Source organism: Halanaerobium praevalens DSM 2228, assembly GCF_000165465.1.
In the GTDB taxonomy this organism is placed as follows: Bacteria; Bacillota; Halanaerobiia; order Halanaerobiales; family Halanaerobiaceae; genus Halanaerobium; species Halanaerobium praevalens.
Map to the genome: position 1 here is coordinate 565,583 of NC_017455.1, position 22,947 is coordinate 588,529.

20 protein-coding genes are annotated in these 22,947 nt (G+C 31.0%); 17 read left to right on the top strand and 3 right to left on the bottom strand.

The window, feature by feature from the left end; translation table 11 throughout:
• Positions 1 to 24: 24 nt before the first annotated feature.
• Genes glgD through glgB form a run of 3 tightly spaced genes read right to left on the bottom strand, consistent with a single transcriptional unit; the run spans position 25 to position 4,320 of the window.
• Positions 25 to 1,176 (bottom strand): glucose-1-phosphate adenylyltransferase subunit GlgD, encoded by a 1,152-nt coding sequence (gene glgD, locus HPRAE_RS02505; RefSeq protein ID WP_014552682.1) that lies wholly within the window; start codon positions 1,174 to 1,176, stop codon positions 25 to 27.
• A 1-nt stretch (position 1,177) separates the two neighbouring features.
• On the bottom strand, positions 1,178 to 2,374 hold the full coding sequence (locus HPRAE_RS02510; RefSeq protein ID WP_014552683.1) for a glucose-1-phosphate adenylyltransferase: 1,197 nt from the start codon (positions 2,372 to 2,374) through the stop codon (positions 1,178 to 1,180).
• A 35-nt stretch (positions 2,375 to 2,409) separates the two neighbouring features.
• Positions 2,410 to 4,320: a 1,4-alpha-glucan branching protein GlgB gene (glgB, locus tag HPRAE_RS02515; RefSeq protein ID WP_014552684.1), complete on the bottom strand. Its 1,911-nt coding sequence runs from the start codon at positions 4,318 to 4,320 to the stop codon at positions 2,410 to 2,412.
• A 266-nt stretch (positions 4,321 to 4,586) separates the two neighbouring features.
• On the opposite strand from glgB, the gene glgA reads away from it, so the two are divergent.
• From glgA to hcp, 17 genes are all read left to right on the top strand, one after another.
• A complete protein-coding gene (gene glgA, locus HPRAE_RS02520) occupies positions 4,587 to 6,326 on the top strand; it encodes a glycogen synthase GlgA (RefSeq protein WP_014552685.1) in 1,740 nt (579 codons plus the stop codon).
• A 182-nt stretch (positions 6,327 to 6,508) separates the two neighbouring features.
• Positions 6,509 to 7,732 (top strand): fucose isomerase, encoded by a 1,224-nt coding sequence (locus HPRAE_RS02525; protein WP_014552686.1) that lies wholly within the window; start codon positions 6,509 to 6,511, stop codon positions 7,730 to 7,732.
• Positions 7,733 to 7,802: 70 nt separating this feature from the next.
• Complete coding sequence (locus HPRAE_RS02530) at positions 7,803 to 8,552, top strand: ABC transporter ATP-binding protein (protein WP_014552687.1); 750 nt, start codon at positions 7,803 to 7,805, stop codon at positions 8,550 to 8,552.
• Positions 8,552 to 9,490, top strand: coding sequence for a SufB/SufD family protein (locus tag HPRAE_RS02535; protein ID WP_014552688.1), 939 nt, complete (start codon positions 8,552 to 8,554; stop codon positions 9,488 to 9,490). The genes HPRAE_RS02530 and HPRAE_RS02535 overlap by 1 nt, the downstream gene beginning before the upstream one ends.
• Before the next feature lie 49 nt (positions 9,491 to 9,539).
• Positions 9,540 to 10,490 carry an ABC transporter substrate-binding protein gene (locus HPRAE_RS02540; protein ID WP_014552689.1) on the top strand — a complete coding sequence of 317 codons (951 nt, stop codon included), beginning with the start codon at positions 9,540 to 9,542 and terminating at the stop codon, positions 10,488 to 10,490.
• Positions 10,471 to 11,223 carry an ABC transporter permease gene (locus tag HPRAE_RS02545; protein WP_014552690.1) on the top strand — a complete coding sequence of 251 codons (753 nt, stop codon included), beginning with the start codon at positions 10,471 to 10,473 and terminating at the stop codon, positions 11,221 to 11,223. The genes HPRAE_RS02540 and HPRAE_RS02545 overlap by 20 nt, the downstream gene beginning before the upstream one ends.
• Positions 11,216 to 11,986, top strand: a complete 771-nt coding sequence (locus tag HPRAE_RS02550) for an ABC transporter ATP-binding protein (protein WP_014552691.1) — start codon at positions 11,216 to 11,218, stop codon at positions 11,984 to 11,986. Before HPRAE_RS02545 ends, HPRAE_RS02550 begins: the two co-directional genes overlap by 8 nt.
• Positions 11,987 to 12,033: 47 nt before the next feature.
• The gene (locus tag HPRAE_RS02555; protein WP_014552692.1) at positions 12,034 to 12,783 is read left to right on the top strand and encodes a patatin-like phospholipase family protein; all 750 of its coding nucleotides are present in this window, start codon (positions 12,034 to 12,036) and stop codon (positions 12,781 to 12,783) included.
• A gap of 197 nt (positions 12,784 to 12,980) precedes the next feature.
• Complete coding sequence (locus HPRAE_RS02560; RefSeq protein WP_014552693.1) at positions 12,981 to 13,358, top strand: encapsulin-associated ferritin-like protein; 378 nt, start codon at positions 12,981 to 12,983, stop codon at positions 13,356 to 13,358.
• Positions 13,359 to 14,159 (top strand): family 1 encapsulin nanocompartment shell protein, encoded by an 801-nt coding sequence (locus HPRAE_RS02565; RefSeq protein ID WP_014552694.1) that lies wholly within the window; start codon positions 13,359 to 13,361, stop codon positions 14,157 to 14,159.
• Between the two features lie 184 nt (positions 14,160 to 14,343).
• The gene (locus HPRAE_RS02570; RefSeq protein ID WP_014552695.1) at positions 14,344 to 15,618 is read left to right on the top strand and encodes a putative DNA modification/repair radical SAM protein; all 1,275 of its coding nucleotides are present in this window, start codon (positions 14,344 to 14,346) and stop codon (positions 15,616 to 15,618) included.
• A gap of 50 nt (positions 15,619 to 15,668) precedes the next feature.
• Positions 15,669 to 16,454, top strand: coding sequence for a TIGR03915 family putative DNA repair protein (locus tag HPRAE_RS02575; protein WP_014552696.1), 786 nt, complete (start codon positions 15,669 to 15,671; stop codon positions 16,452 to 16,454).
• 102 nt (positions 16,455 to 16,556) lie between these two features.
• The gene (gene wecB / locus HPRAE_RS02580; RefSeq protein WP_014552697.1) at positions 16,557 to 17,705 is read left to right on the top strand and encodes a non-hydrolyzing UDP-N-acetylglucosamine 2-epimerase; all 1,149 of its coding nucleotides are present in this window, start codon (positions 16,557 to 16,559) and stop codon (positions 17,703 to 17,705) included.
• 181 nt (positions 17,706 to 17,886) lie between these two features.
• Positions 17,887 to 19,563, top strand: a complete 1,677-nt coding sequence (locus HPRAE_RS02585) for a 2-oxoacid:acceptor oxidoreductase subunit alpha (RefSeq protein WP_014552698.1) — start codon at positions 17,887 to 17,889, stop codon at positions 19,561 to 19,563.
• The gene (locus tag HPRAE_RS02590) at positions 19,563 to 20,414 is read left to right on the top strand and encodes a thiamine pyrophosphate-dependent enzyme (RefSeq protein WP_014552699.1); all 852 of its coding nucleotides are present in this window, start codon (positions 19,563 to 19,565) and stop codon (positions 20,412 to 20,414) included. Before HPRAE_RS02585 ends, HPRAE_RS02590 begins: the two co-directional genes overlap by 1 nt.
• A 55-nt stretch (positions 20,415 to 20,469) precedes the next feature.
• A complete protein-coding gene (locus HPRAE_RS02595; protein ID WP_014552700.1) occupies positions 20,470 to 20,961 on the top strand; it encodes a ferritin family protein in 492 nt (163 codons plus the stop codon).
• 294 nt (positions 20,962 to 21,255) lie between these two features.
• Positions 21,256 to 22,920, top strand: a complete 1,665-nt coding sequence (gene hcp, locus HPRAE_RS02600) for a hydroxylamine reductase (protein WP_174254497.1) — start codon at positions 21,256 to 21,258, stop codon at positions 22,918 to 22,920.
• Positions 22,921 to 22,947 lie beyond the last annotated feature (27 nt).

Consider the following 22,947-nt stretch of genomic DNA (forward strand, 5'->3'; position numbering starts at 1 on the left):
GGAAAAGCCCCATGCCTTTTTAATCTAAATAATAGTATTTTTAGCAATTATTAGAGGATGATTTTTATCACCCTGCAGTGATTTATTAGCTGTTATTTGAACACCTTTATCCAAAATAACATTTTTTAAATTAGAGTTTGCTCCAATTTCTGATTTTTGCATTATAATTGAATTTTTGACAACTGCTCCTGCTTGAACTTTAACTCCTCTAAATAAGACACTATTTTCTACTTTACCTTTGATTGAACAGCCATTTGCAATTAAGACATTATTTGCTTGAGCTCCATTATTATAGGAACTTGGAGCTTCATCTTTAGGTTTAGTATAAATTGGCCCATTTTTTAGAAAAAGATTTTGCCAGATACTAGGTTTTAAAAGTTCTAAATTACTTTTGTAATAACCATTAATAGAATTAATGACAGCTGCATAAGAGCGAAAAGGATAGCCATAGATTTTAAGTTTATTTAAGTTACCAATAATTGCATTTTTAACAAAATCCCATTCTCCTTTAGAAATACAATCATCAATAATATCCAGCAGAAGTTCTTTTTTCATTATATAGCGCTGAAGAGATATTTTTTTGTAAAAATTTTTTCTCGGATTAACTTTCATATCAATGACACGATCATTATCATCAGTGTTAATTAAGGTATAATTTGTATCACGACGAAAAATATCTAATTTACGATAAATTATAGTAATATCATTTTTGTTTTTAATATGATATTTAAATGCATCACGATAATCAATATTAGCAATTAAATTTGGGCTGCCAATAATTACATATTCTTGATTACTGCGTTTAATATAATCTATATTGCTAGCAAAATTTTGGAGATCACCTTTATAAGCTCTATTTGCTTGATAAATATGAGCTGGGGGTAAAATAAATAGACCATTTCGCTTACGATCTAAATCCCAAACTTTCCCAAAACCAATATGATCCATTAGAGAGCGATATTTAGTTTGTAGTAATAGGCCGACATTGCTAATGCCTGAGTTAACAAGATTTGAAAGTGGAAAGTCGATCATTCGATAACGACCACCAAAGGGAACAGAAGCTAAAGAGCGATGATCTGTTAATTTATCTAAAAATGATTCATCTAAAGCATTATTAATAATTGCCATTACATTATTCATATTAGTTCCATTTTTTTTATAAATAGGTGTCATCATTTTATCCAACCACCATTCCTGCTTTTATATTTGAAGATTTTGGTATTATTTCATCATCTCCAATAACTGTAATTTTTAATTCTTTTGCTGTTGAATTATCTTTTTTAGCTTTAATACCTATTTGAGAACCTTTTTCTACAATGACATTGCGTCCAATAATTGAATTTTTAATTTTTACATTATCTCGGATTATAGTATTTGGCAGAATAATAGAGTTTTCTATTTTGCTGTTTTTACCTATTTTTGCTCCAAAAAATAGAATTGAGTTTTTCACTTCTCCCATAACCTGAGCTCCTTTGTTAATCATAGAATTATTTATAATAGCATCTTCAGCTAAATATTGAGGTGGACGATTTGGATTAACACTATAGATAATCCAATTTCTATCTTGAAGATCTAAATTTGGATTTTCTCCTAATAAGTCCATATGAGCTTGCCAGTAGCTTTTAATTGTACCTACATCTTTCCAATATCCATTAAAAGTATAAGCATAAAAATTAAGCTGATCAGCCATCATTTTTGGAATTATATCATGGCCAAAATCACCAGCTGAGCCATTTTTTGCTTCTGCTTCAGCACTCAAATAATTTTTTAGATACTGCCAGTTAAAAATATAGATTCCCATTGAAGCTAAATTATTTTTAGCATTTTCTGGTTTTTCTTGAAATTCAATTATTTTTTGATCTTGATTAGTATTCATAATTCCAAAGCGATGAGTTTCTTCCCAAGCTACAGGTAGAACTCCGATAGTAACATCAGCCTTTTTTTCTTTATGATATTTTAGCATTTCTGAATAGTCCATTTTGTAGATATGATCCCCAGATAAAACAAGAACATATTCGGGATCATAAATATCTATAAATTCTAAGTTTTGATAAATTGCATCAGCAGTTCCTTGATACCAAGAACCACCACCTTCTTTAACATAGGGGGGGAGAACTGTTACTCCTCCTTGATTACGGTCAAGGTCCCAAGAGCTGCCACTACCAATATAACTGTTTAAAATTAAGGGCTTATATTGGGTTAAAACTCCAACTGTATTAAGGCCTGAGTTAGTACAATTACTTAAAGGAAAATCAATTAAACGATATTCGGCTCCAAAAGGAACTGCTGGTTTGGCTATATTTTTAGTTAAAACTCCTAGTCGAGTACCTTTTCCCCCAGCAAGTAACATAGCGATCATTTCTTCTTTTGCCACATTTATTACCTCCTTAAAAATAAAGCTAAGCTTAATTAATTTTTATTTTTTTTAGGTTTTTGATATTTTAGATAAAGACCTGCTAAAGGTGGAAGATCAATGTTGATTGAATGCTTAAAGCCGTGTAAAGCTTTATTTTTAGTTTTAGTTCTAGCCATTGTTTCATAATCTGAACCACCAAATACTTTTTGATCACTATTTAAAAGTAATTCATAAGAGCCAGGTTTAGGTACTCCAATACAATAATTATCTCGTGGTACAGGTGTGAAATTTAAGATAATAACTATTTGCTGGTTAGAATTTTCCGATTTTCTAATAAAGCTAATTACACTTTGTTCATAATCATCTGCTTCAATCCACTGAAAACCATTTTCTTCACTATCTAGTTCCCAGAGAGCTTTTTCTTTTTTATAAACCTGATTTAATTCTTGAATAAATTCTTGACACTGTTTATGTTTTTTATATTCTAATAAAAGCCAATCTAAAGCTTTTTGATAATCCCACTCAATAAATTGACCAAATTCTCCTCCCATAAAAATTAATTTTTTACCAGGATGAGCATACATATAAGTGAATAGAAGTCTTAAATTAGCAAATTTTTGCCAGTAATCACCAGGCATTTTATCTAATAAAGATTTTTTGCCATGTACAACTTCATCATGTGAAAGAGGTAATAAATAATTTTCACTTTGACTATACATACTAGAAAAAGTTAGTTTATTATGTTCCCATTTACGATAAAGAGGATCTTTTTCCATATAATCAAGAGTATCATTCATCCAGCCCATATTCCATTTAAAATTAAAGCCTAAACCGCCTTCATCTACAGGAGCTGTTACTAAAGGCCAAGAAGTAGATTCTTCAGCAATCATTAAAATTCCAGGATGAAGTTTAAACATTTCTGTATTGAGCTCTTTAATAAATTCAACAGCTTCTAAATTTTCAAAGCCACCATATTCATTTGCTGCCCATTGGCCATCATCTTTTTCATAATTTAAATAAAGCATATTACTAACTGCATCAACTCTTAGACCATCAATATGAAATTTATCTAACCAATAATTAGCACTAGATATTAAAAAACTCCAAACTTCGTTTTGAGCAAAATCAAAATTTAGAGTGTCCCATTGAATATTTTCTGCTCTTTTGGGATCAGAGCTTTCGTAAAGAGCAGTTCCATCAAATAAGCGTAAACCATGATCATCTTTACAAAAATGACTAGGTACCCAATCCATAATTACTCCAATATCATTTTGATGTAGTTGATCAACAAAATACATAAAATCTTCTGGAGTACCATAGCGTGATGTTAAAGCAAAATAACCAGTTGTTTGATATCCCCAAGAACCAGGAAAAGGATATTCCGTTAAAGGCATTAATTCAACATGGGTAAAACCCATTTTATTAAGATAGGGTATTAATTTTTGAGCAATTTCTTTGTAATTTAAAAATGCTCCCTCATTTTGTTTCCAAGAACCAAGGTGAATTTCATAAATACTTAATGCTTCTCGATGTGGCTTAGAGTTTTTTCTTTTTTTAAGCCACTTTTGGTCTTCCCATTTATAAGCTTCAGTTAAATAGATCTGTGAGGCAGTTTTAGGTGGTTTTTCTTGTCTTTGAGCATAAGGATCAGTTTTAATTCTACTTAGTCCTTTTTGACCTTTAAGCCAGTATTTATAATACATTTTATTTTCTGCTTTTTCTACAAAAGTTGTCCAAATCCCTGAATCCTTAATTTGCTGCATTGGATTTTGATTTTGATCCCAATCATTAAAATCCCCAATGACACTTACTTTTTCTGCATTTGGAGCCCAAACTGAAAATCTAAAACCATTTTTGCCAGCTTTTTGTTCAGGTTGTGCTCCTAAAAAATTATAACTTTCATAATGTCTCCCCTGATGAAAAAGGTAACGATTATAATCATCAGGATAATTAGCTTTTTTCATTAAAAACCCCCCTTAAAACTTAAGCGATATATTAAATGACTAATAATAATTTTCTGTTATATTTAATTTATTCTCTATTTAGCCTAAATTTCCTTTAAATAATGAACTTTAGCTTATTTAATTTAAGTTTTAACTTTAAAATCAATTTAGTTGACATTAGACTTTAGTTTTATTAAACTAATGATATAAGTTAAGAATTTTAAATTAATTTGTAATTGAGCAGCAAGTAATTAGAGGTTAAAGTTATTATCACAGGAGGTGGCTCCATGGGAAAAGAAAAAAAGAAAATTTTATTTGTAGCTTCAGAGGCAGATCCTTTTATTAAAACAGGTGGTTTGGCAGATGTAGCTGGTTCTTTACCACAGGCCCTAATAGAAGAAGGACATGATGTTCGTTTGGTGATTCCACAATATAGACAGATTCCAAATAAATATAAAAAAAAGATGGAATCAATATGTCATTTTCGGACTAAATTAGCCTGGAGAGATACATATTTAGGAGTCAATAAATTAGAAGAAGCTGGTGTTCCTGTTTATTTCATAGATAATAAATATTATTTTGATAGAGATTCAATTTATGAAAACGAAGATAGACATGAACAATTTGCTTTTTTTTCACAATCTGTACTTGATATGTTGCCTGTAATTGGTTTTAAACCAGATATTATTCATGCAAATGATTGGCAGACTGGTCCTTTACCTTTACTTTTTAAAGATCGTTATGCTCAGCAGAGTTATTATCAAGATATCAAAATAGTTTTTACAATTCATAATCTAAAATATCAGGGACAATTTGCAGGCCATGTAGCTGGGGATGTTTTAGGAGTAGCTCCTGAGCATTGGGAAAGTGGAGCAATTAGACATAATGGTTTACTAAATTATATGAAAGCAGGTATTTCATATGCTGATCAAATCACTACAGTTAGTGAAAGTTATGCAGATGAAATTCAAACTTCTTATTTCGGTGAAGGTTTAGATTATATTTTGAGAATGCGCAGTGATGATTTAAGCGGGATTTTAAATGGGATTAGTTATGATAAATTTAACCCTAAAATAAATAAAAATTTAGCAGCCCGTTTTTCAGCAGCTGAAATTGATAAGAAAGTTGCTAATAAGGTTCATATCCAGCAAAAGTTAGGTTTAGAGGTAGATGGAGATAAACCTTTGATTGGCTTTATTTCGAGAATGGTAGAGCAAAAAGGATTAGATTTAATTAAGGCAGTCTTTGATCAAATTATGGCCACAGGAGCTCAATTTTTAATTTTAGGAACTGGAGAACGTGAATACGAAGAGTTCTTTAGAGCTAAACAATATGAGTATCCAAATAATTTATCTGTAAATATTAAATATGATGCTCAGTTAGCTGATCAAATTTATGCAGGTAGTGATTTGTTTTTAATGCCTTCTCGTTTTGAACCATGTGGTTTAAGCCAGTTAATTAGTTTTCGATATGGGACAATTCCTATTGTTAGAGAAACTGGGGGCTTAAATGATACTGTAAGTTCTTATAATGAAAAAACTGGAGCTGGTACAGGTTTTAGTTTTAGAAACTATAATGCTCACGATATGTTAGCTACAATTAAGCGAGCAGTTCATTTTTATTCTAAACCAAAAATTTGGCAGCAGTTAGTAAAAAGAGTAATGCAACTTGATTATAGTTGGCATCATTCAGCTCAAAAATATTCTGAGCTTTACTATAATTTAAGTCAAGACTCTGAGTTAAGAAGCAAAAATAAGCAGCCAGTTGCTAAAAAATCTAACTTTAAGCTCAAAGTTTATAAACCAGAAGCTAAGACTAAGGCAAATAAAAATCAAAAAAAAATTTCAATTAATCAGGCTTCAGCTCAAGAATTTGCTCAATTACCAGGTATTGGTTCAGCTTATGCTCAACGAATAGTAGCTTATAGAGAGCAAAATGGTAAATTTGCGAAAAAATCAGATTTAACTAAAGTTAAAGGAATAGCTAAGAAGAAATATCAAAAAATAGCTAAATTTTTAAGTAAATAAAAATACTAAAACTCTGGCCGTCTAGTACAGACGGTCTTTTCGTTGTTTAAAATTGCTAAAATTATCACAAATAATATCAATATTTTGTTTGCTTCTAGCTTCGATATTAAATATAATATATTTAGAATCATAAAATATTAAATTTAAGCTTAAACTTTAAACTAATAGCTGGAGGCTAAATAATGAAAATAGCAATTGTTTCGATTATATCAGAAGTACATCAAGAAAAGAAAATAGATAAGACCTTAAAAGAAAGGTGTCAAGTTTTAAAATCTAATTTTGAGGTAGAAGAAATTCAAGCAACTGAGATTCCTTATACTGATTTTAGTCAGTATGATTTAACAATTAACTTTATTAAGTCAGGTGGTTCAGAAAATATTTTAGCTGAGAATATAGACTATCTACCACAGCCTGTTTATCTGTTGGCAACAGAACTGCATAATTCTTTACCAGCTTCTTTAGAAATTTTAAGTTTTTTAAATGCTCAGGGTCTAGAGGCAAAAATACTCCATGGTAAAATGGAAAATTTAATTAAAGAAATAAAAGAATTAGCAGAATATAAAAAAGTTAGAGATCAAATTGCAGGAGCTAGACTTGGGGTTGTAGGAGAACCTTCTAATTGGTTAATTGGGAGTCAAGTAGATTATAAACATGCTTCACATCACTGGGGAACTGAATTTGTTAATATTGATTTAGCAGAAGTTTATCAGGCTTTAAAACAAATAGATTCAGCGCGAGCAAAAAAAGTTGCAGCTGACTTTTTAAAAAATGCTTCTAGAATCGTAGAAAGTAATAAAGCTGAATTAATAGAATCAGCAGAAGTTTATTTAGCTCTCAAAGAAATAATTAATAAAAATGATTTAGATGCCTTAACAATTCGTTGTTTTGATCTTGTTCAAGAGATTAAGACAACAGGCTGTTTAGCTTTATCGCTTTTAAATAATGAAGGTTTAATCGCAGGCTGTGAAGGTGATGTGCCAGCAGCATTTTCTATGTTTTTAGCTCATAAGTTAACAGGTGTTATGCCTTTTATGGCAAATCCAGCTGCTATTGATAAAGAAAAGGACGAAATTTTATTTGCTCATTGTACTATTGCTACTGATATAAGCCCAGAATATATTATTCGTTCTCACTTTGAAACAGGGATTGGGGTTGGAATTCAGGGATTAGTTGAAACTGGTCCAGTTACTGTATTCAAAATTGGTGGTTCTGGTTTAGAACAGTATTTTGTGGCTGAAGGGGAAATAATTGAAAATACAGATTCAGCTAATGCTTGTAGAACTCAAGTTAAGGTTAAACTACCACAGAGTTCAGATTACTTTTTAAATGATGCTATAGCTAATCATCATTTATTAATCCCAGGTTCTCATGCAGCAGTTATTAATGAATTTTTAGCTAAAGAATAAGTTTAAATTTTTAAGTTTTTATTTTTATTATTTGTTTAAATTAATTAACTAAATTCACAGGAGGAATAAAATGTCTAAATTATTAGAAGTTAAAGATCTGCATTTAAAAATTGGGGATGCAGAAATTTTAAAGGGAATGGAATTTTCCTTAGAAAAAGGAGAAGTATTTGCTTTAATTGGACCAAATGGTTGTGGTAAATCAACTTTAGCTTATACTTTAATGGGAATTAATAATTATCAACCTCAAGCAGGTGAAATGCTGTTTAAGGGTCAAAGAATTAATGATTTAAAAATTAATGAGAGAGCTCAAAAAGGTATTACTTTAGCATGGCAGGAGCCGGCTAGGTATCAAGGAGTAACTGTTAGGGACTTTTTAGCTTTAGGTTTAAAAAGTCAGGGTCAAGAAGTTACTGAAGCAAAATTAAAAGATGCCTTAAATAAAGTAGCTATTAATCCTTATCAATATTTAAATCGTTTTGTTGATAAAAGTTTGAGTGGAGGGGAACGCAAAAGAATAGAATTGGCTTCTCTTATTTTAATGCAGCCTGAATTAATTATTTTAGATGAGCCTGATTCTGGAGTGGATGTTGTAGCTTTAAATAACATAGCTGAAATGATTAATCATTTTAAAAATTCTGGTAGTGGAATTTTATTGATTACTCATTCAGAAGAAATGCTAAAATATGCTGATCAAGCTGCTTTAGTCTGTGAGGGAGAAATAATTCGCCAGGGTAACCCGCAAGATATTAGTGAATATTTTAAATCTTTCTGTTATCCCTGTGCTAAAGAAGAAGACTGTGAAACCGAGGTGGCAAGCTAATGAATGACTATAAAATGATGGTTGATGCTTATCAGAAAGCTGGAGGAGAAGATATTTTCTCAGATAGTGAGGTAGCTCATGTTGTTTTAGAAAGAGATAAAATTTTAGGAATGCATGCTGTAGATGGTTTAGAAGTAGAAGCAGATAAAATAGAAAAAAACAAAGTTCAAGTTAAAGTTACTGTTCGAGAAGGATATAAAATTAAAAATCCAGTTCATATGTGTTTTGGAGTTTTACCAAAAGAAGGTAAACAAATAATAGATATGCAAGTTGAAATTGAAAAAGATGCAGCAGTAGAAGTAAGAGCAGATTGTGTTTTTCCAAATGCTGTTGAAGTTCAGCATATTATGGATGCTCAAATTAATATTGCAGCAGGAGGTAGTTATATTTATCAAGAACATCATTTTCACGGTGAGCATGGTGGAGTTGAGGTTATTGCTAAATCAGATATTAATGTTAAGGCTCAAGGTAAACTAGTAACTAAATTTGATTTACTCAAAGGAAGAGTTGGAAAAATAGATTTTGATTATGAAGCTCAGCTTGCAGAAGCTGCAACAGTAGAAATGTTGGCTCGAATTAGCGGTCAAGCAGATGATTTAGTTAAAATTAGAGAAGCAGCTCATTTAAATGGAAAAAATTCCAGAGGAATTTTGGATTCCAAAATTGCTTTAAAAGATCAAGCAAAAGCAGAAATTTATAATGAATTAACTGCAGATGCAGCTGGAGCTATGGGTCATGTTGATTGTACTGAAATTATTAAGGATCAGGCTATTGCAAGAGCTATTCCAATTGTAGATGTTCGTCATCCAGGAGCAAAAGTAACTCATGAAGCTGCAATTGGTAGTGTTGATAGTACTCAACTTCAGACTTTAATGGCGCGAGGTTTGGATGAAGAAGATGCCTCAGAAGTAATTATCCAAGGACTACTTAATGATTAATTATAGAATTAAATTTATTAGTTTTGCTTAAATTAAGGAAGTGATTTTAATGTTCAAAAAAAATAATTTAATTATAGTGACTTTAGTCTTATTTTTTATCTTTATAACGGCTTTACCTGTGGCAGCAGTAAAAGTTAAGGTCCAGAGTCCGACTGTACCTGCTGCTTTACCATTTTTATGGATGCAGGAAAAAGTAGAGTTACCCCAAGCAATTGATTTAGATATCAATTTATCTTCTGACCATAAGCGTGGAATTTCTTTATTAGCTCAACAAGATATTGATTTTTTGATAACAGGGACAAATATAGGTGCTAATGCTTATAATCGTGGTGTTGATTTGAAAATGATGAATGTTAATATTTGGGGTATTGACTATTTGCTAACAAATGGTTTTCAAGTTGAAAGTTGGGAAGATTTAAAAGGAAAAGAATTAGCTTTACCTTTACAAGGTGGCCCACTTGATTTTTTAGCTCGTTATTTAGCTCAAAAAAATGGTCTTAATCCAGCCCAAGATTTAGATTTGATTTATAGATCTTTACCAGGTTCAGCTCGTTTATTTATGGCTGGTAAATTAGATGCAATTTTGTTACCAGAACCACTTGTTACAATTAGTTTAGCAAAGGGAAAAAATACTAATCTAGCAATGGATATTCAGGCTGAATGGGCAAAGATTCATGGAGATGCTAGGATTCCTTTTGTCGCTCTTTTTGCTAATGGAGAATTTATAGAAACTTATCCTCAATTTGCTAAGATAATTAATGGTTATTATAAAAAAGGAGTAGAATGGGTCAATGATAACCCAGAAGCAGCAGCTAAATTAGCCGCTAAACATTTTCAAATGCCTGCTCCTATTTTAAAACAATCTTTGCAAAGGGTTAATTTAAATATCTATTCTGATCAAGAAACTAAAGAATTAACAGAACTTTATTTTGGAGAAATTTTAAAAATGTATCCAGATTTATTAGGTGGAAAAATGCCCAATGAAAAATTTTATTATTAAACCGTTTTGGCTTTTATTATTATTGATTCTTCTTATCTGGGAAATAAGTGCGGCTGGTTTAAACAGCCTCACTTTACCCTCAGTTGGAGAAACTTATCAAGCCTTAAGTGAAATAGTTTTATCAGGAAGTTTAAGTCATAGTTTTTTGATTACACTCAAAAGAACTTTAATTGCTTATACTTTAGCTGTTTTAGTTGGAATAACTTTGGCTCTATTATTACATCGTTTTCAACTTTTGGCTAAAACCTTAAGACCTTTAATTACAATTATTCAGGCTACCCCACCTGTGCTCTGGGTATCGTTGGCGGTTGTTTGGTTTGGAGTTTCCGCAGATTTAACACCTATTTTTTTAATTTTTATTGTTTCAGTCCCTGTTATTTTTGTTAATATATTTCAGGCATTAGAAGAAATGAATACTGATTTAATTGAGATGGCTCATGCTTATTCAACTCCTAGTTTTAAAATTTTAAAAGAAATTTATCTACCAGCTCTTTTGCCAGCTTTAGTTTCAGCTTTAAGTATCGCCTTTGCTTTTGCCTGGAAATCATCAGTTTTTGCAGAATTTATTGCTTCTTCTAGTGGTATAGGTTATCAACTTAGTCGAGCAAATGCGATGTTAGCAACTGATAAACTTTTTGCTTGGGCCATCATCTTAATTTCATTTATGCTTTTGGTTGAATATTTATTTTTAGAAAAACTAAAAAGCTATGTCAGTAGGTGGAAAAATGACTGATCCGCAAAAAATTTTAGAATTAAAAGCTATTAATAAGTCTTTTAAAGAGCTAGTAGTACTTAAAAATTTAAATTTAGAAATTAATTCAGAGGAAATTTGTTGTTTGCTTGGTCCCTCTGGAAGTGGAAAAACAACTCTTTTTAAAATTGCTGCTGGTTTAGAAAAAGCAGATTCAGGTCAAATAATTAAAGCACCAGGAAATCGTTTTGCTTATGTTTTTCAAGCACCCCGTTTATTACCTTGGAAAACTGCAGAAGAGAATTTAATTTTTGTTCAAGAAAATTATGGTTTAGAAAAAGAGGGGAAATTAAGAAAGTTACTTTTTGAATTATCAGGCTTAATCAGATTTAAAAATTCTTATCCACATCAGCTTTCAGGTGGGATGAAGCAGCGTTTAGAATTAATTAGGGCTTTTGCAATTAAACCTGATCTTATATTTTTAGATGAACCATTTAAATCATTAGATTTAAAAACTAAATTTAATTTAAGAAAATTAATTAGTTTAATCCAAAGAGAAAGTGGAATTTCAATTTTTTTAATTACTCATGATCCTGAAGAAGCTGTTATGTTAGCTGATCGAATTTATGTTTTAGCAGCTGAAACTACTGGGATTAAAGCAGAAATAAAAATAGAGCAAAAAAGAGAGCAAAGAAAAATTTCAGATCCTAAATTATATCGAAAACTAGAATATTTAAGAGAGATTTTTACTGATTTGGTTTCTGATTTAGAATATCAAACTAGTGAACTAAAGAATTTATTTTAGTACAATTTTCAAGTTAATTTAAAAATCAAAAAAAAGAAGGTGGTTAAATGGCTCAAAAAATTGGAATTGCTTTATCTGGAGGAGGAGTTAAAGGCTTTGCTCATTTAGGAGTACTTAAAGCTTTAGCAGAAAAAGGTATAAGGCCTGACCTTTTAGCTGGAGTTAGTGCTGGAGCAATTGTTGGCTCTTTTATCGCAGCTGGTAGAACAGCAACTGAAGTAATGGAGCTAATTAATGAAAATGATTTTTTTGATTTTGCTAAATTAAGTCTACCAGATAAAGGAATTTTTACTTTAGATAATATGACAAAAAATTTAAAAAAATCACTTAAAGTTAATACTTTTTCTGAATTAAAAATCCCATTTTATGTAGGGGTAGCCAATATAGAAAAGGCTAGAATGGAATATTTTAGTCAAGGAGAATTAATAAAAGTTATTCAAGCTTCTGCTTCAATTCCTGTTTTGTTTTCACCAGTTAAAATTAAAGGTGATTTATATGTAGATGGTGGTTTATTTGAAAATCTACCAGTTAATCCTTTAATTAATAAATGTGATAAAATAATTGCAGTTAATGTAATGCCTGTTAATTTAGATGAAAAAATTGAGAGTATTACAGATATGGCAGTCAGAACTTTTCAATTAAAAACAATTGTTAATGCTGAAGAACTAAGAAAAAAAGCAGATCTTTATCTTGAACCGCCAGGAATTGATAAGTATAATATTTTAAATACAAAATATAGTCAGGAACTTTTTGATTTAGGATATAATTATTGTAAAAATTTAGATTTTGATTTATAATTTTTTGTTTTAAATACAAAGAAAATTTAAGCTAGATTTTTTAAGTCTTAAATCCTATTTTGACAGGCTTAAAAAGCATTTTTCGACAAAATAAAAATTTGACTTTTAAGAATATACTGTATATAATTTAGTTTAAGAATGACTGACAATTTTTATTTTAGATTTAAGTATTTAAAATTAAAGGGAGGTCAAGATTTATGAGTGAGTACCATGAACCAGAAGAAAAATTAACTGAAGAAGCAATGGAATATCATCGGATTATTAAAAGTGTAATGGAAGAATTAGAGGCAGTTGATTGGTATAATCAGAGAGCAGCGGCTACAAATGATCCTGATATAAAAGCAATTGTAGAACATAATCGCGATGAGGAAATAGAGCATGCTTGTATGGGTTTAGAATGGCTGCGTCGTAATTATCCTGTTTGGGATGAAATGTTAAGAACTTTTCTCTTTACAAGTGCAAAAATTACTGAAGTTGAAGAAGAAGGTGAGAGTGAGGCAGAAGGAGAAACAGCTGTTAAAGCTCCTGCTTCTAGTCAATCACTTGGTTTAGGTAATATGAGAGGAGGAGAATAAATGGATATTTTAAAACGTTCCTTAGCACCATTTGCAGAAGATACTTGGAGCTTTTTAGATGAAGAAGCAACTGATGTTTTGAGCCAGAAATTAAAGGCTCGAAAAGAAGTTGACTTTTTGGGACCTAAAGGTTTAGAACTATCTTCAATTAATACTGGTCGTTTTAGTCCAGTTGGAATTGAAGATGTAGAAGGTGTAACTTATTCTACTAGAGAAGTTCTTCCTTTAGTAGAATTGAAAGTTCCATTTAAAATGAAAATTAGTGAAATTGAAGCTTTAGCTAGAGGTGCTGAAGATGTTGATACTGATCCATTAGCTGCAGCTGCATCTAAATTAGCTAAAGCAGAAAATAAAGCTGTATTTTATGGTCTTGATGAAGTAAATATTGAGGGAATAGTGGAAGCTTCAGAATATGAAGAAGTAAGTGTATCGGCTGGAGAAAAAGAATTAATTTCTGGTCTGCTTAAAGCTTTAAACTTGTTTGAAAATAATAGTGTTGGTGGACCTAAACGTTTACTTTTAGGCCCAGAATTATATTCTTTATTATATGAGTTAGATGATAAAGGATACCCACTAAAAAGAAAAGTAGAAGAAATGGTTGAAAGTGGTGCTGTTTTAGTACCAGATCTTGGGAATAGAGGTCTTTTGATTTCTGAGCGCGGTGGTGACTTTGAATTAACTGTGGGTCAAGATATCTCTCTTGGTTATGAAGAGAGAAAAGGTGATGAAATAGAGTTGTTTTTCTTAGAAACATTTACCTTTAGAGTTAATGGACCTGAAGCTGCTGTAGTTTTAAAATAGAATAAAATTTAAATATATAATTAATTACCGTCTACTAATAAAATAGTAGGCGGTATTTTTATATAAGATAAATAATTCTTTGAACATGTGTTCTTTTATGTTATAATATAAAATAGTTAAATGAAAATATTAGTATTTAATTCATTCAGTTTCACTATTTTAAATTAAAAGGACTGTGAAAAAGATGGAGCTTCAAAAAAAACTTGAAATTTTAAGCGATGCTGCTAAATATGATGTTTCTTGTTCTGCTAGTGGTAGTAGTGGTCGTGGTAATAGTTCTAGTCTTGGTAACACGAGTGTTGGTGGTATTTGCCACAGTTGGACTGCTGATGGGCGCTGTGTTTCACTACTTAAAATTCTTTTTACAAATCACTGTATTTATGACTGTCAATATTGTATTAATAGAGCTAGCAATGATCGCCCTCGTGCTTCTTTTACTCCAGTAGAGGTAGCTAAGTTAACTATTGATTTTTATAAAAGAAATTATATTGAGGGCTTATTTTTAAGTTCAGCTGTAAATAAAAATCCAGATTGGACAATGGAACAACTTTTAAAAACTGTACAACTTTTACGAAATAAGCATAATTATCAGGGTTATATTCATTTAAAAGCAATTCCTGGAGCAGATTTTAAATTGATTTATCAAGCAGGTTTGCTGGCAGATCGAATGAGTGTTAATATAGAATTACCAAGTGAAACTAGTTTAGCAAAATTGGCTCCTCAGAAGAAAAAAGCTGGTATCTTGGCGCCAATGAAGGGAATTGGTGAAAAAATAGCTAATAATATTATTGAACGTAAAAAATATAAACTCAAAGATAAGTTTGTACCAGCTGGCCAATCAACTCAATTAATTGTTGGTGCTAGTCCAGAATCAGATAAACAAATTATTTCTTTATCTGAAGGTTTATATAACAATTTTAATCTAAAGCGAGTTTATTATTCTGCTTATTTACCAGTAAATAAGTCTTCACTTTTGCCGACTTTGACTGGTCCACCGCTAAAAAGAGAACACCGTTTATACCAAGCAGATTGGCTTTTACGATTTTATGGTTTTAAGGCAGGAGAATTATTAACTCCAGACAGAGAAAATTTTGATTTAAAAATTGATCCTAAAGCAGATTGGGCAATTAATAATTTAGATCAATTTCCAATTGAAGTTAATCAAGCTTCATATCAGATGCTGCTTCGAGTTCCTGGGATTGGGCCGCGTTCTGCTGCTAAAATAGTTAAAGCTAGAAAAGAAAAAAAATTAAACCATTATAATTTAAAAAAACTGAGAATAGTTTTAAAAAGAGCTAACTTTTTTATTACCTGTAATGGGAAATATGCAGCTGCAGTTCCATTTAAAAAAAGTGTGATTTATAATCGCTTAGCAGAAAAAGAGAGTCAGCAGCTTTCTTTATTTGGAGCAGAAGATAGTAACAGGAGTGAAAAAGCTTGGGACCTTGAACAGGCCTAATAGCTTTGATTTTTTAAATAATAGTTTTAATTTAAAAAGGTAGGATGATTATGCATACTGATGAACAAACTAATAAGGTATATATTTATGATGGTAGTTATCAGGGTCTGCTAACCACTTTATATACTGCTTTTAAATTAAAAGAGATACCAGTTAAGATTTTAGCAAAAAATAAATTTAAAAAAGATCTTTTTTATCAGGAGAAAAAAATTGAAACTGATTTTAAAAAAGCTGAATTTTTTAGTGAACAAATAAAAGAACATATTTCAGCTCAAGCCTTAAATAATATTTTTCATGCTTATTTATCAGAGGCGGAAAAAGTAGAGATTTATCTATTTCGTTATTTGTTTAAAGGTTTTAAAGTAGGAGCTGAAGTTGATGAATATTTAACTAAAACTTATGTTAGAGAGATTCATGATTTAGCCCATAAAGTTAGACATGAGAGTCATAGACTTAAAGGTTTTATTAGATTAAAAGAGGCTGCAGGAAATAAATATTATGGAGCAATTGAGCCTGATTTTAAGATTTTAATTTTATTAGGACCTCATTTTAAAAAAAGGTTTTCAACAATTGATTGGATAATTCATGATAAAAAAAGAGAAAAAGCAGTGATCTTTTCAAAAGATAATTCAGAATGGCTTTTAATTGATTTAGAAAAAGATTTTGAGCCAGAATTATCAAAAAAAGAAAAAGATATTCAAAATCTCTGGCAAAGTTTTTTTGAAGCTGTAACTATTGAAAATCGGAGAAATCTTAAAGTACAGCAGCAGTTTATGCCTAAAAAATATTGGAAATATCTAATAGAAAAACCAGCTAATTATAATAAGCTTAAATAAGTGAGTGATAGTGATAGTGATAGAGCGAAAGTCTGCTCGCAAACCTTGTGGGCTTGCCCCAAGGAGTGGAAACAATATTAATAAATGAATAGGATGATTAAAATGCAAAAAAAAATTATGGCAGTTTTTGGAACAAGACCAGAAGCAATTAAGATGGCCCCTTTATTAAAGGCTCTTAAAAAAAATAAAAATTATAAATTAGTAATAACTGTTACAGCTCAACATCGAGAAATGTTAGATCAGGTCCTTGATTTATTTAAGCTTAAACCTGATTATGACTTAGATATTATGCAAAAAAATCAGAGTTTAAGTGGACTTGCAGCTAGAATAATAGCAAAACTAGATCAAATTTTAAGTAATGAAAAACCAGATCTTTTATTAGTGCATGGAGATACTTCTTCTACTTTTATAGGTGCTTTAACTTCTTTTTATCATCAAATAAAGATTGCTCATATAGAAGCTGGTTTGAGGACTCAATCTAAATATTCTCCTTTTCCAGAAGAAATGAACAGACAATTAACTGGAGTTTTAGCTGATTTAAATTTTGCTCCTACTAAAAATGCTAAAGCAAACCTTTTATTAGAGAATAAAGATCCTGCTAAGATTTTTGTAAGTGGAAATACAGTTATTGATGCTTTATTATCAGTAGTAGATAAATCTTATGATTTTAAAAATGAATTACTTGCTAATTTAAATTTTAAGCAGAAAAAAATTATTTTATTAACAGCTCATCGACGAGAAAACTTAGGCCAGCCAATGAAAAGTATTTTTCAGGCAGTAAAACAGTTAACTGCAGTAAATAATGATTTAGAAGTTATTTTTCCAGTCCACTTAAATCCAGCTATTAGAAAATTAAGCCAAGAAATTTTTGCAGAGAATGAGCAAGTCCACTTAATTGAGCCACTTGACTATTTACCTTTTGCTAATTTAATGGCTAGATCTGATTTGATTTTAACTGATTCAGGAGGAATTCAAGAAGAAGCTCCAGCTTTGGGTAAACCAGTTTTAGTTTTAAGAGATACTACTGAAAGACCAGAAGCAGTTAAAGCTGGAACAGTAGTTAAAGTTGGGACAAAGACCAAAAAGATTTTTATTGAAACTATGAAATTATTAACTGATTCTGAGGCTTATCAAAAAAGAGCCAAAGCTATTAACCCTTATGGTGATGGTCAAGCAGTTAGTAGAATAGTTGCAGCTTTAGACTATGATTTTGGTTTTAAAAAGAAAAGACCACAAGATTTTAAGTTTTAACTGAAAAGCTAAAAAAATATAATTATTAGGAATGATAATTACTTATAATATTAGACAAATCAAAAAGTTTTAAATTTAGAGCAGGAGTTATTCAGTTTCTATTGAATAGTATATAGTAGTAAGGAAATATTAATAATGAAAATTAAAGAAATGTTTTAAATTAGAAAAGGAGGTAATAAGTTTGGATTTTAATATTGTAATTGCTGGAGAAGCGGGACAAGGTTTAAAAACAGTTGAGTCAATGTTGACTAAAACTTTTTCCCGACATGGTTATTACTTATTTAGTACTAAAGATTATATGTCACGGGTTAGAGGTGGCCACAACTTTATGCAGATCAGAATTAGTGATCAAAAAGTTGAGGGGCCAGCTGAAGGCATTGATTTATTATTAGCTTTAAATGATGAAAGTGTAGAAATTCATAGTTCAGAAATGAATAAGACTGGAACGATTTTAACTGAGCTTGAAGCAGAGAAAGATTCAATGGTTCAGCTTGATGCTAAAGGGATTGCTAAAGAGGTAAATCCAAGAGCTGTTAATACAGTTTTTGTTGGTGCCGCTTTTAAAATAATGGGCTTACCAACAGAAGAGGCTGAGGCAGCTGTAAAAGAGCATTTTTCTAAAAAAGAATCTGTAATTGAAGATAATTTAGCTTTATTAAAAAAAGGTTATGAAGCTGTTAATGAAATATATGAAGTTGAAGATTTAGGTCAAAAAGAAAATAGAATGGTGATTGATGGTAATAGTGCTGTTGGTTTAGGAGCTTTATTATCAGGTTTAAGTTATTATACTGCTTATCCAATGTCACCCTCTACAGGTATTTTGCATTATGTTGCTAGTAAACAAGAAGAATTAGGTATAGTTGTAGAGCAGGCTGAAGATGAGATTGCTTCTATCAATATGGCTCTGGGAGGTTCTTATTCAGGCTTACGTTCAATGACAGGTACTTCTGGTGGTGGATTAGCTTTAATGGCAGAAGGGATTGGTTTAGCTGCAATTTCTGAGAATCCAATTGTAATAGCTAATGTTCAAAGACCAGGTCCTGCAACAGGTTTACCAACTAGAACTGGTCAGGGAGATTTATTATTTGCTATTAATATTTCTCAAGATGAATTTCCATTAATGGTTTTAGCTCCTAAAGATCAAGAAGATGCTTTTTATCAGACTTTCCGAGCATTTAACCTTGCTGATAAGTATCAATTACCTGTAATTATTTTATCTGATCAATTTATAGGAGATGGCTCTAAAACAATTACTAAAATTGATACCTCAGGTTTAGAAATAGAAAGACATTTGCTTGATCCTGCTGAAGTTGAGGGAGAATATAAGCGTTATAAATATACAGATGATGGAATTTCTCCTCGTGCTTATCCAGGTCAGCTTAAAGATAATATTGTGCTTTCAGATAGTGATGAGCATGATGAATATTCTCATATTGTAGAAGATATAGAAACTAGAAATAAGATGGTAGCTAAAAGAACTAGAAAGATGGAAAAATTAGCTGCTGAAGATATATTAGAACCAGATTATACAGGACCTGAAGCAGCTGATTATATTTTCGTTGGTTGGGGTTCAACTGCTGGCCCACTAAAAGAGGCTAGAGAACTTTTAGCTGAAGATTATGAAATTGGTCACCTAGCTTTTAATGATGTTTGGCCTTTACCTAAAGAAGAAATTAAAGAAAAAGCTTGTTCAGGTGCTAAATTGGTATTTGTAGAAAATAATGCAGGTGCTCAATTTGAACGTTTGGTAAGAAGTGAAACTGGAATTAAAGCAGATTATAATATTCTAAAAGATGATGGAAGACCTTTCTCAGGTCAAGAAATCTGTAGAAGATTTAAAGAAGAGGTGAATAAATAATGATAGATAAAAGTATTTATCAAGCTGATCGTGAAACAGCCTGGTGTCCAGGTTGTGGTAATTTTCCTTTAAGAACTGCTTTGGCAGAAGCTTTTGCTGAAATGGATTTAAAACCAGAGGAAATTGCAATGTTTACTGGAATTGGTCAGGCTGCAAAGTTACCTCATTATATTAAAGTTAATGGTTTTAATGGTTTACATGGTCGTTCAATTCCTCCAGCAATTGGAATGAGAGTTGCTAATCCAGAAATGACAGTTATTGTAGAATCTGGAGATGGCTGTACTTATGGTGAAGGTGGAAACCATCTTATTCATAATATAAGACGTAACCCAGATATTATCCATTTAGTCCATGATAACCAGATTTATGGTTTAACAAAAGGACAAGCTTCACCAACAAGTGTGGAAAGTTTAAGAACTCCTGTGCAGACACATGGAGTTAATGCTGAACCTTTTAATCCAATCCGCTTTGCCGTTGGTATGAAAGCTAGTTTTGTTGCGCGTAGCACAGTTGGTGATCGTGAGCATTTAAAAGCAATGATCAAAGAAGCTAAAAAACATAAAGGTTATGCTTTGATTGATGTTTTCCAGCCCTGTGTTTCTTTCAATAAAATTAATACTTACCAATGGTATAATAAGCGAGTTTATAAATTAGAAGATCATGATCCAACTGATCATGCAGCAGCAATGAAGGTTGCTGATGAATTTGGAGATCAAATTCCAATTGGAGTTATCTATAAAGAAGAAAAAACTACTTTTAGAGAAAGAATGCCTTATCTAGAAGACAAAGCCTTAGTTGAGCGTGAGGTTAAGGTTGATGATTTAAAATACTTAATTGATGAATTTAAGTAAAATTTATTTTAGCATTCAAACAAGATTCAACTAAATTTTTAAGGAGGGTCTTAAAATGAATATTTATGATTTTGCTATTGATTTTGAAATTGAAAACCGCAAATTTTATGAGGAATGTGCAGAAAGTACAAATCAAACTGATTTAAAAAATGTATTCTTAGAATTGGCAAAAGAAGAAAAAAAGCATGAAAATATTGTGCGTCAGCTTAAAGAAAATAAAGAAGTAGATGAAGTTGAAACTGGAATTATAACTAAAGCCAAAGATGCTTTTGAAAAAATTTCTAAGTCTATGCCAACTGGTGATAGTATTATGGGAGAAGAACAGGTTGATGTATATAAAAAAGCTATTGATTTAGAAACAAATAGCTATGAATTCTATCTAGAAAAAGCTGAAGAATCTGATTCAGAAGTAGTGAAAAAGACTTTTAACCGTTTGGCTGAAGAAGAAAAGAAACATGAAAAAATAATTGGTAATATCATTGAAATGGTAGATCGCCCAAATACTTGGTTAGAAGATGCTGAATGGTATCATTTAGAAGAATATTAAACTAAAAATAAAAAATAAAATAAATTAAAAATAATACCTGTAGCTTGATTTTATATCAATTTAAGCTGAGCTTCAGGTATTTTTTTGGTAAAATAATCTGAATATTTTCAATATATAAAATATAATTTAGTAGTTATGTGATATAAATCATAGAAGATTATTTTAAAAGAGATATAATTATAATTGAGCTAAGCAAAAAAGAGTAAAATTAAATTAAACTAAAGTTAAAAGTATCAAAAATAATTTTAAATTGTAGTAGACTTTTAAAATTTAAAAGGAGGAATAATTATGTCTATGTTTTGTTATCAATGTCAAGAAACAGCTAAAAATGAAGGATGTACTGTCCGCGGTGTTTGTGGTAAAGATGAAGAAGTTGCCAATTTACAAGATTTATTAGTATTTGTGCTTAAAGGGATTTCTGTTTATGCTGAAAAAGCTAAAACTGAGGGGCTTGATCTCTCAGATAAAACTGCCCCTTTTATTATGGAAGGATTATTTGCGACAATTACTAATGCTAACTTTGATGCTGATAGATTTGAAGAATTAATTGGAGAAGCTTTTGACCTTAGAGATGAGGTTCAAAAGAAATTTGAAAAAGTTTATAAAGAAAATCATGGTGAAGAATTCAGTGGTGAATTACCTGAACATGCTACCTGGTTTAGTGATGATATTAGTGATTATTATGATAAAGCTACTGATGTTGGGGTTTTAGAAACTGAAAATGTAGATATTAGATCTTTACGTGAACTTGCTACATATGGTCTAAAAGGAATAGCAGCTTATGGAGACCATGCTAGAGTATTAGGTAAGCAGAAAGCAGAAATAGATAGATTTACCCAAAAATGTCTTGCTGCAACTACAGATGACAACTTAAGTGTTGATGATTTAGTAGGACTAGTAATAGAAACTGGTGAGATGGCTGTAGAAACAATGGCTCTCTTAGATGAAGCAAATACTTCTACTTATGGCCATCCTGAGCCAACTGAAGTAAATATTGGGGTGCGTGATAATCCTGGTATTTTAATTAGTGGTCATGATTTAAAAGATATGGAAGAATTGCTGGAACAAACAAAAGGTACAGGTGTAGATGTTTATACTCATAGTGAAATGTTACCTGCTAATTCTTATCCAGCTTTTAAAAAGTATGATCATTTTGTTGGTAATTATGGTAATTCATGGTGGCATCAAGATAAAGAATTTGATTCATTTAATGGACCAATTTTAATGACTACAAACTGTATTACACCTGTTAAAGATTCTTATCAAGATCGAATCTTTACAACAGGAATGGCAGGTTATCCAGCAGTGACTCATATTCCTGATCGTAAAAAAGGAGAAAGCAAAGATTTTTCTGAAATTATAGAGTTAGCTAAAAGCTGTGATTCGCCAGTCCAGATAGAAGAAGGTACAATTCCTGGCGGTTATGCTCGTAATACAGTAATGAGTGTTGCTGATAAAGTAATTGAAGCTGTTGAAAATGGAGATATAGGACGGTTTGTAGTAATGGGTGGTTGTGATGGTCGCTTTAAGTCTAGAGAGTACTTTACAGATGTAGCTAAAGAACTGCCAGAAGATGCAGTTATTTTAACAGCAGGTTGTGCTAAATATCGCTATAATAAACTTGATTTAGGAGATATTGGCGGTATTCCAAGAGTATTAGATGCAGGTCAATGTAATGACTCCTATTCTCTAGCTTATATTGCTTTACAACTTAAAGAAGCTATGGGCTTAGATGATATTAATGATTTACCTATCTCTTATGATATAGCTTGGTATGAGCAAAAAGCAGTAGCAGTATTACTTGCACTTCTTTCTCTAGGGGTTAAAGGAATTCGTCTTGGACCCACATTACCAGCATTTGTTTCAGAAAATGTGCTTAATGTATTAGTTGATAAATTTGATATTAAGCCTACAGGTGAAGCTAAAGAAGATGTTGCAGCAATTATGGCTGGTGAGTAAAACTATAGCTCATAGAATTAGAATTAT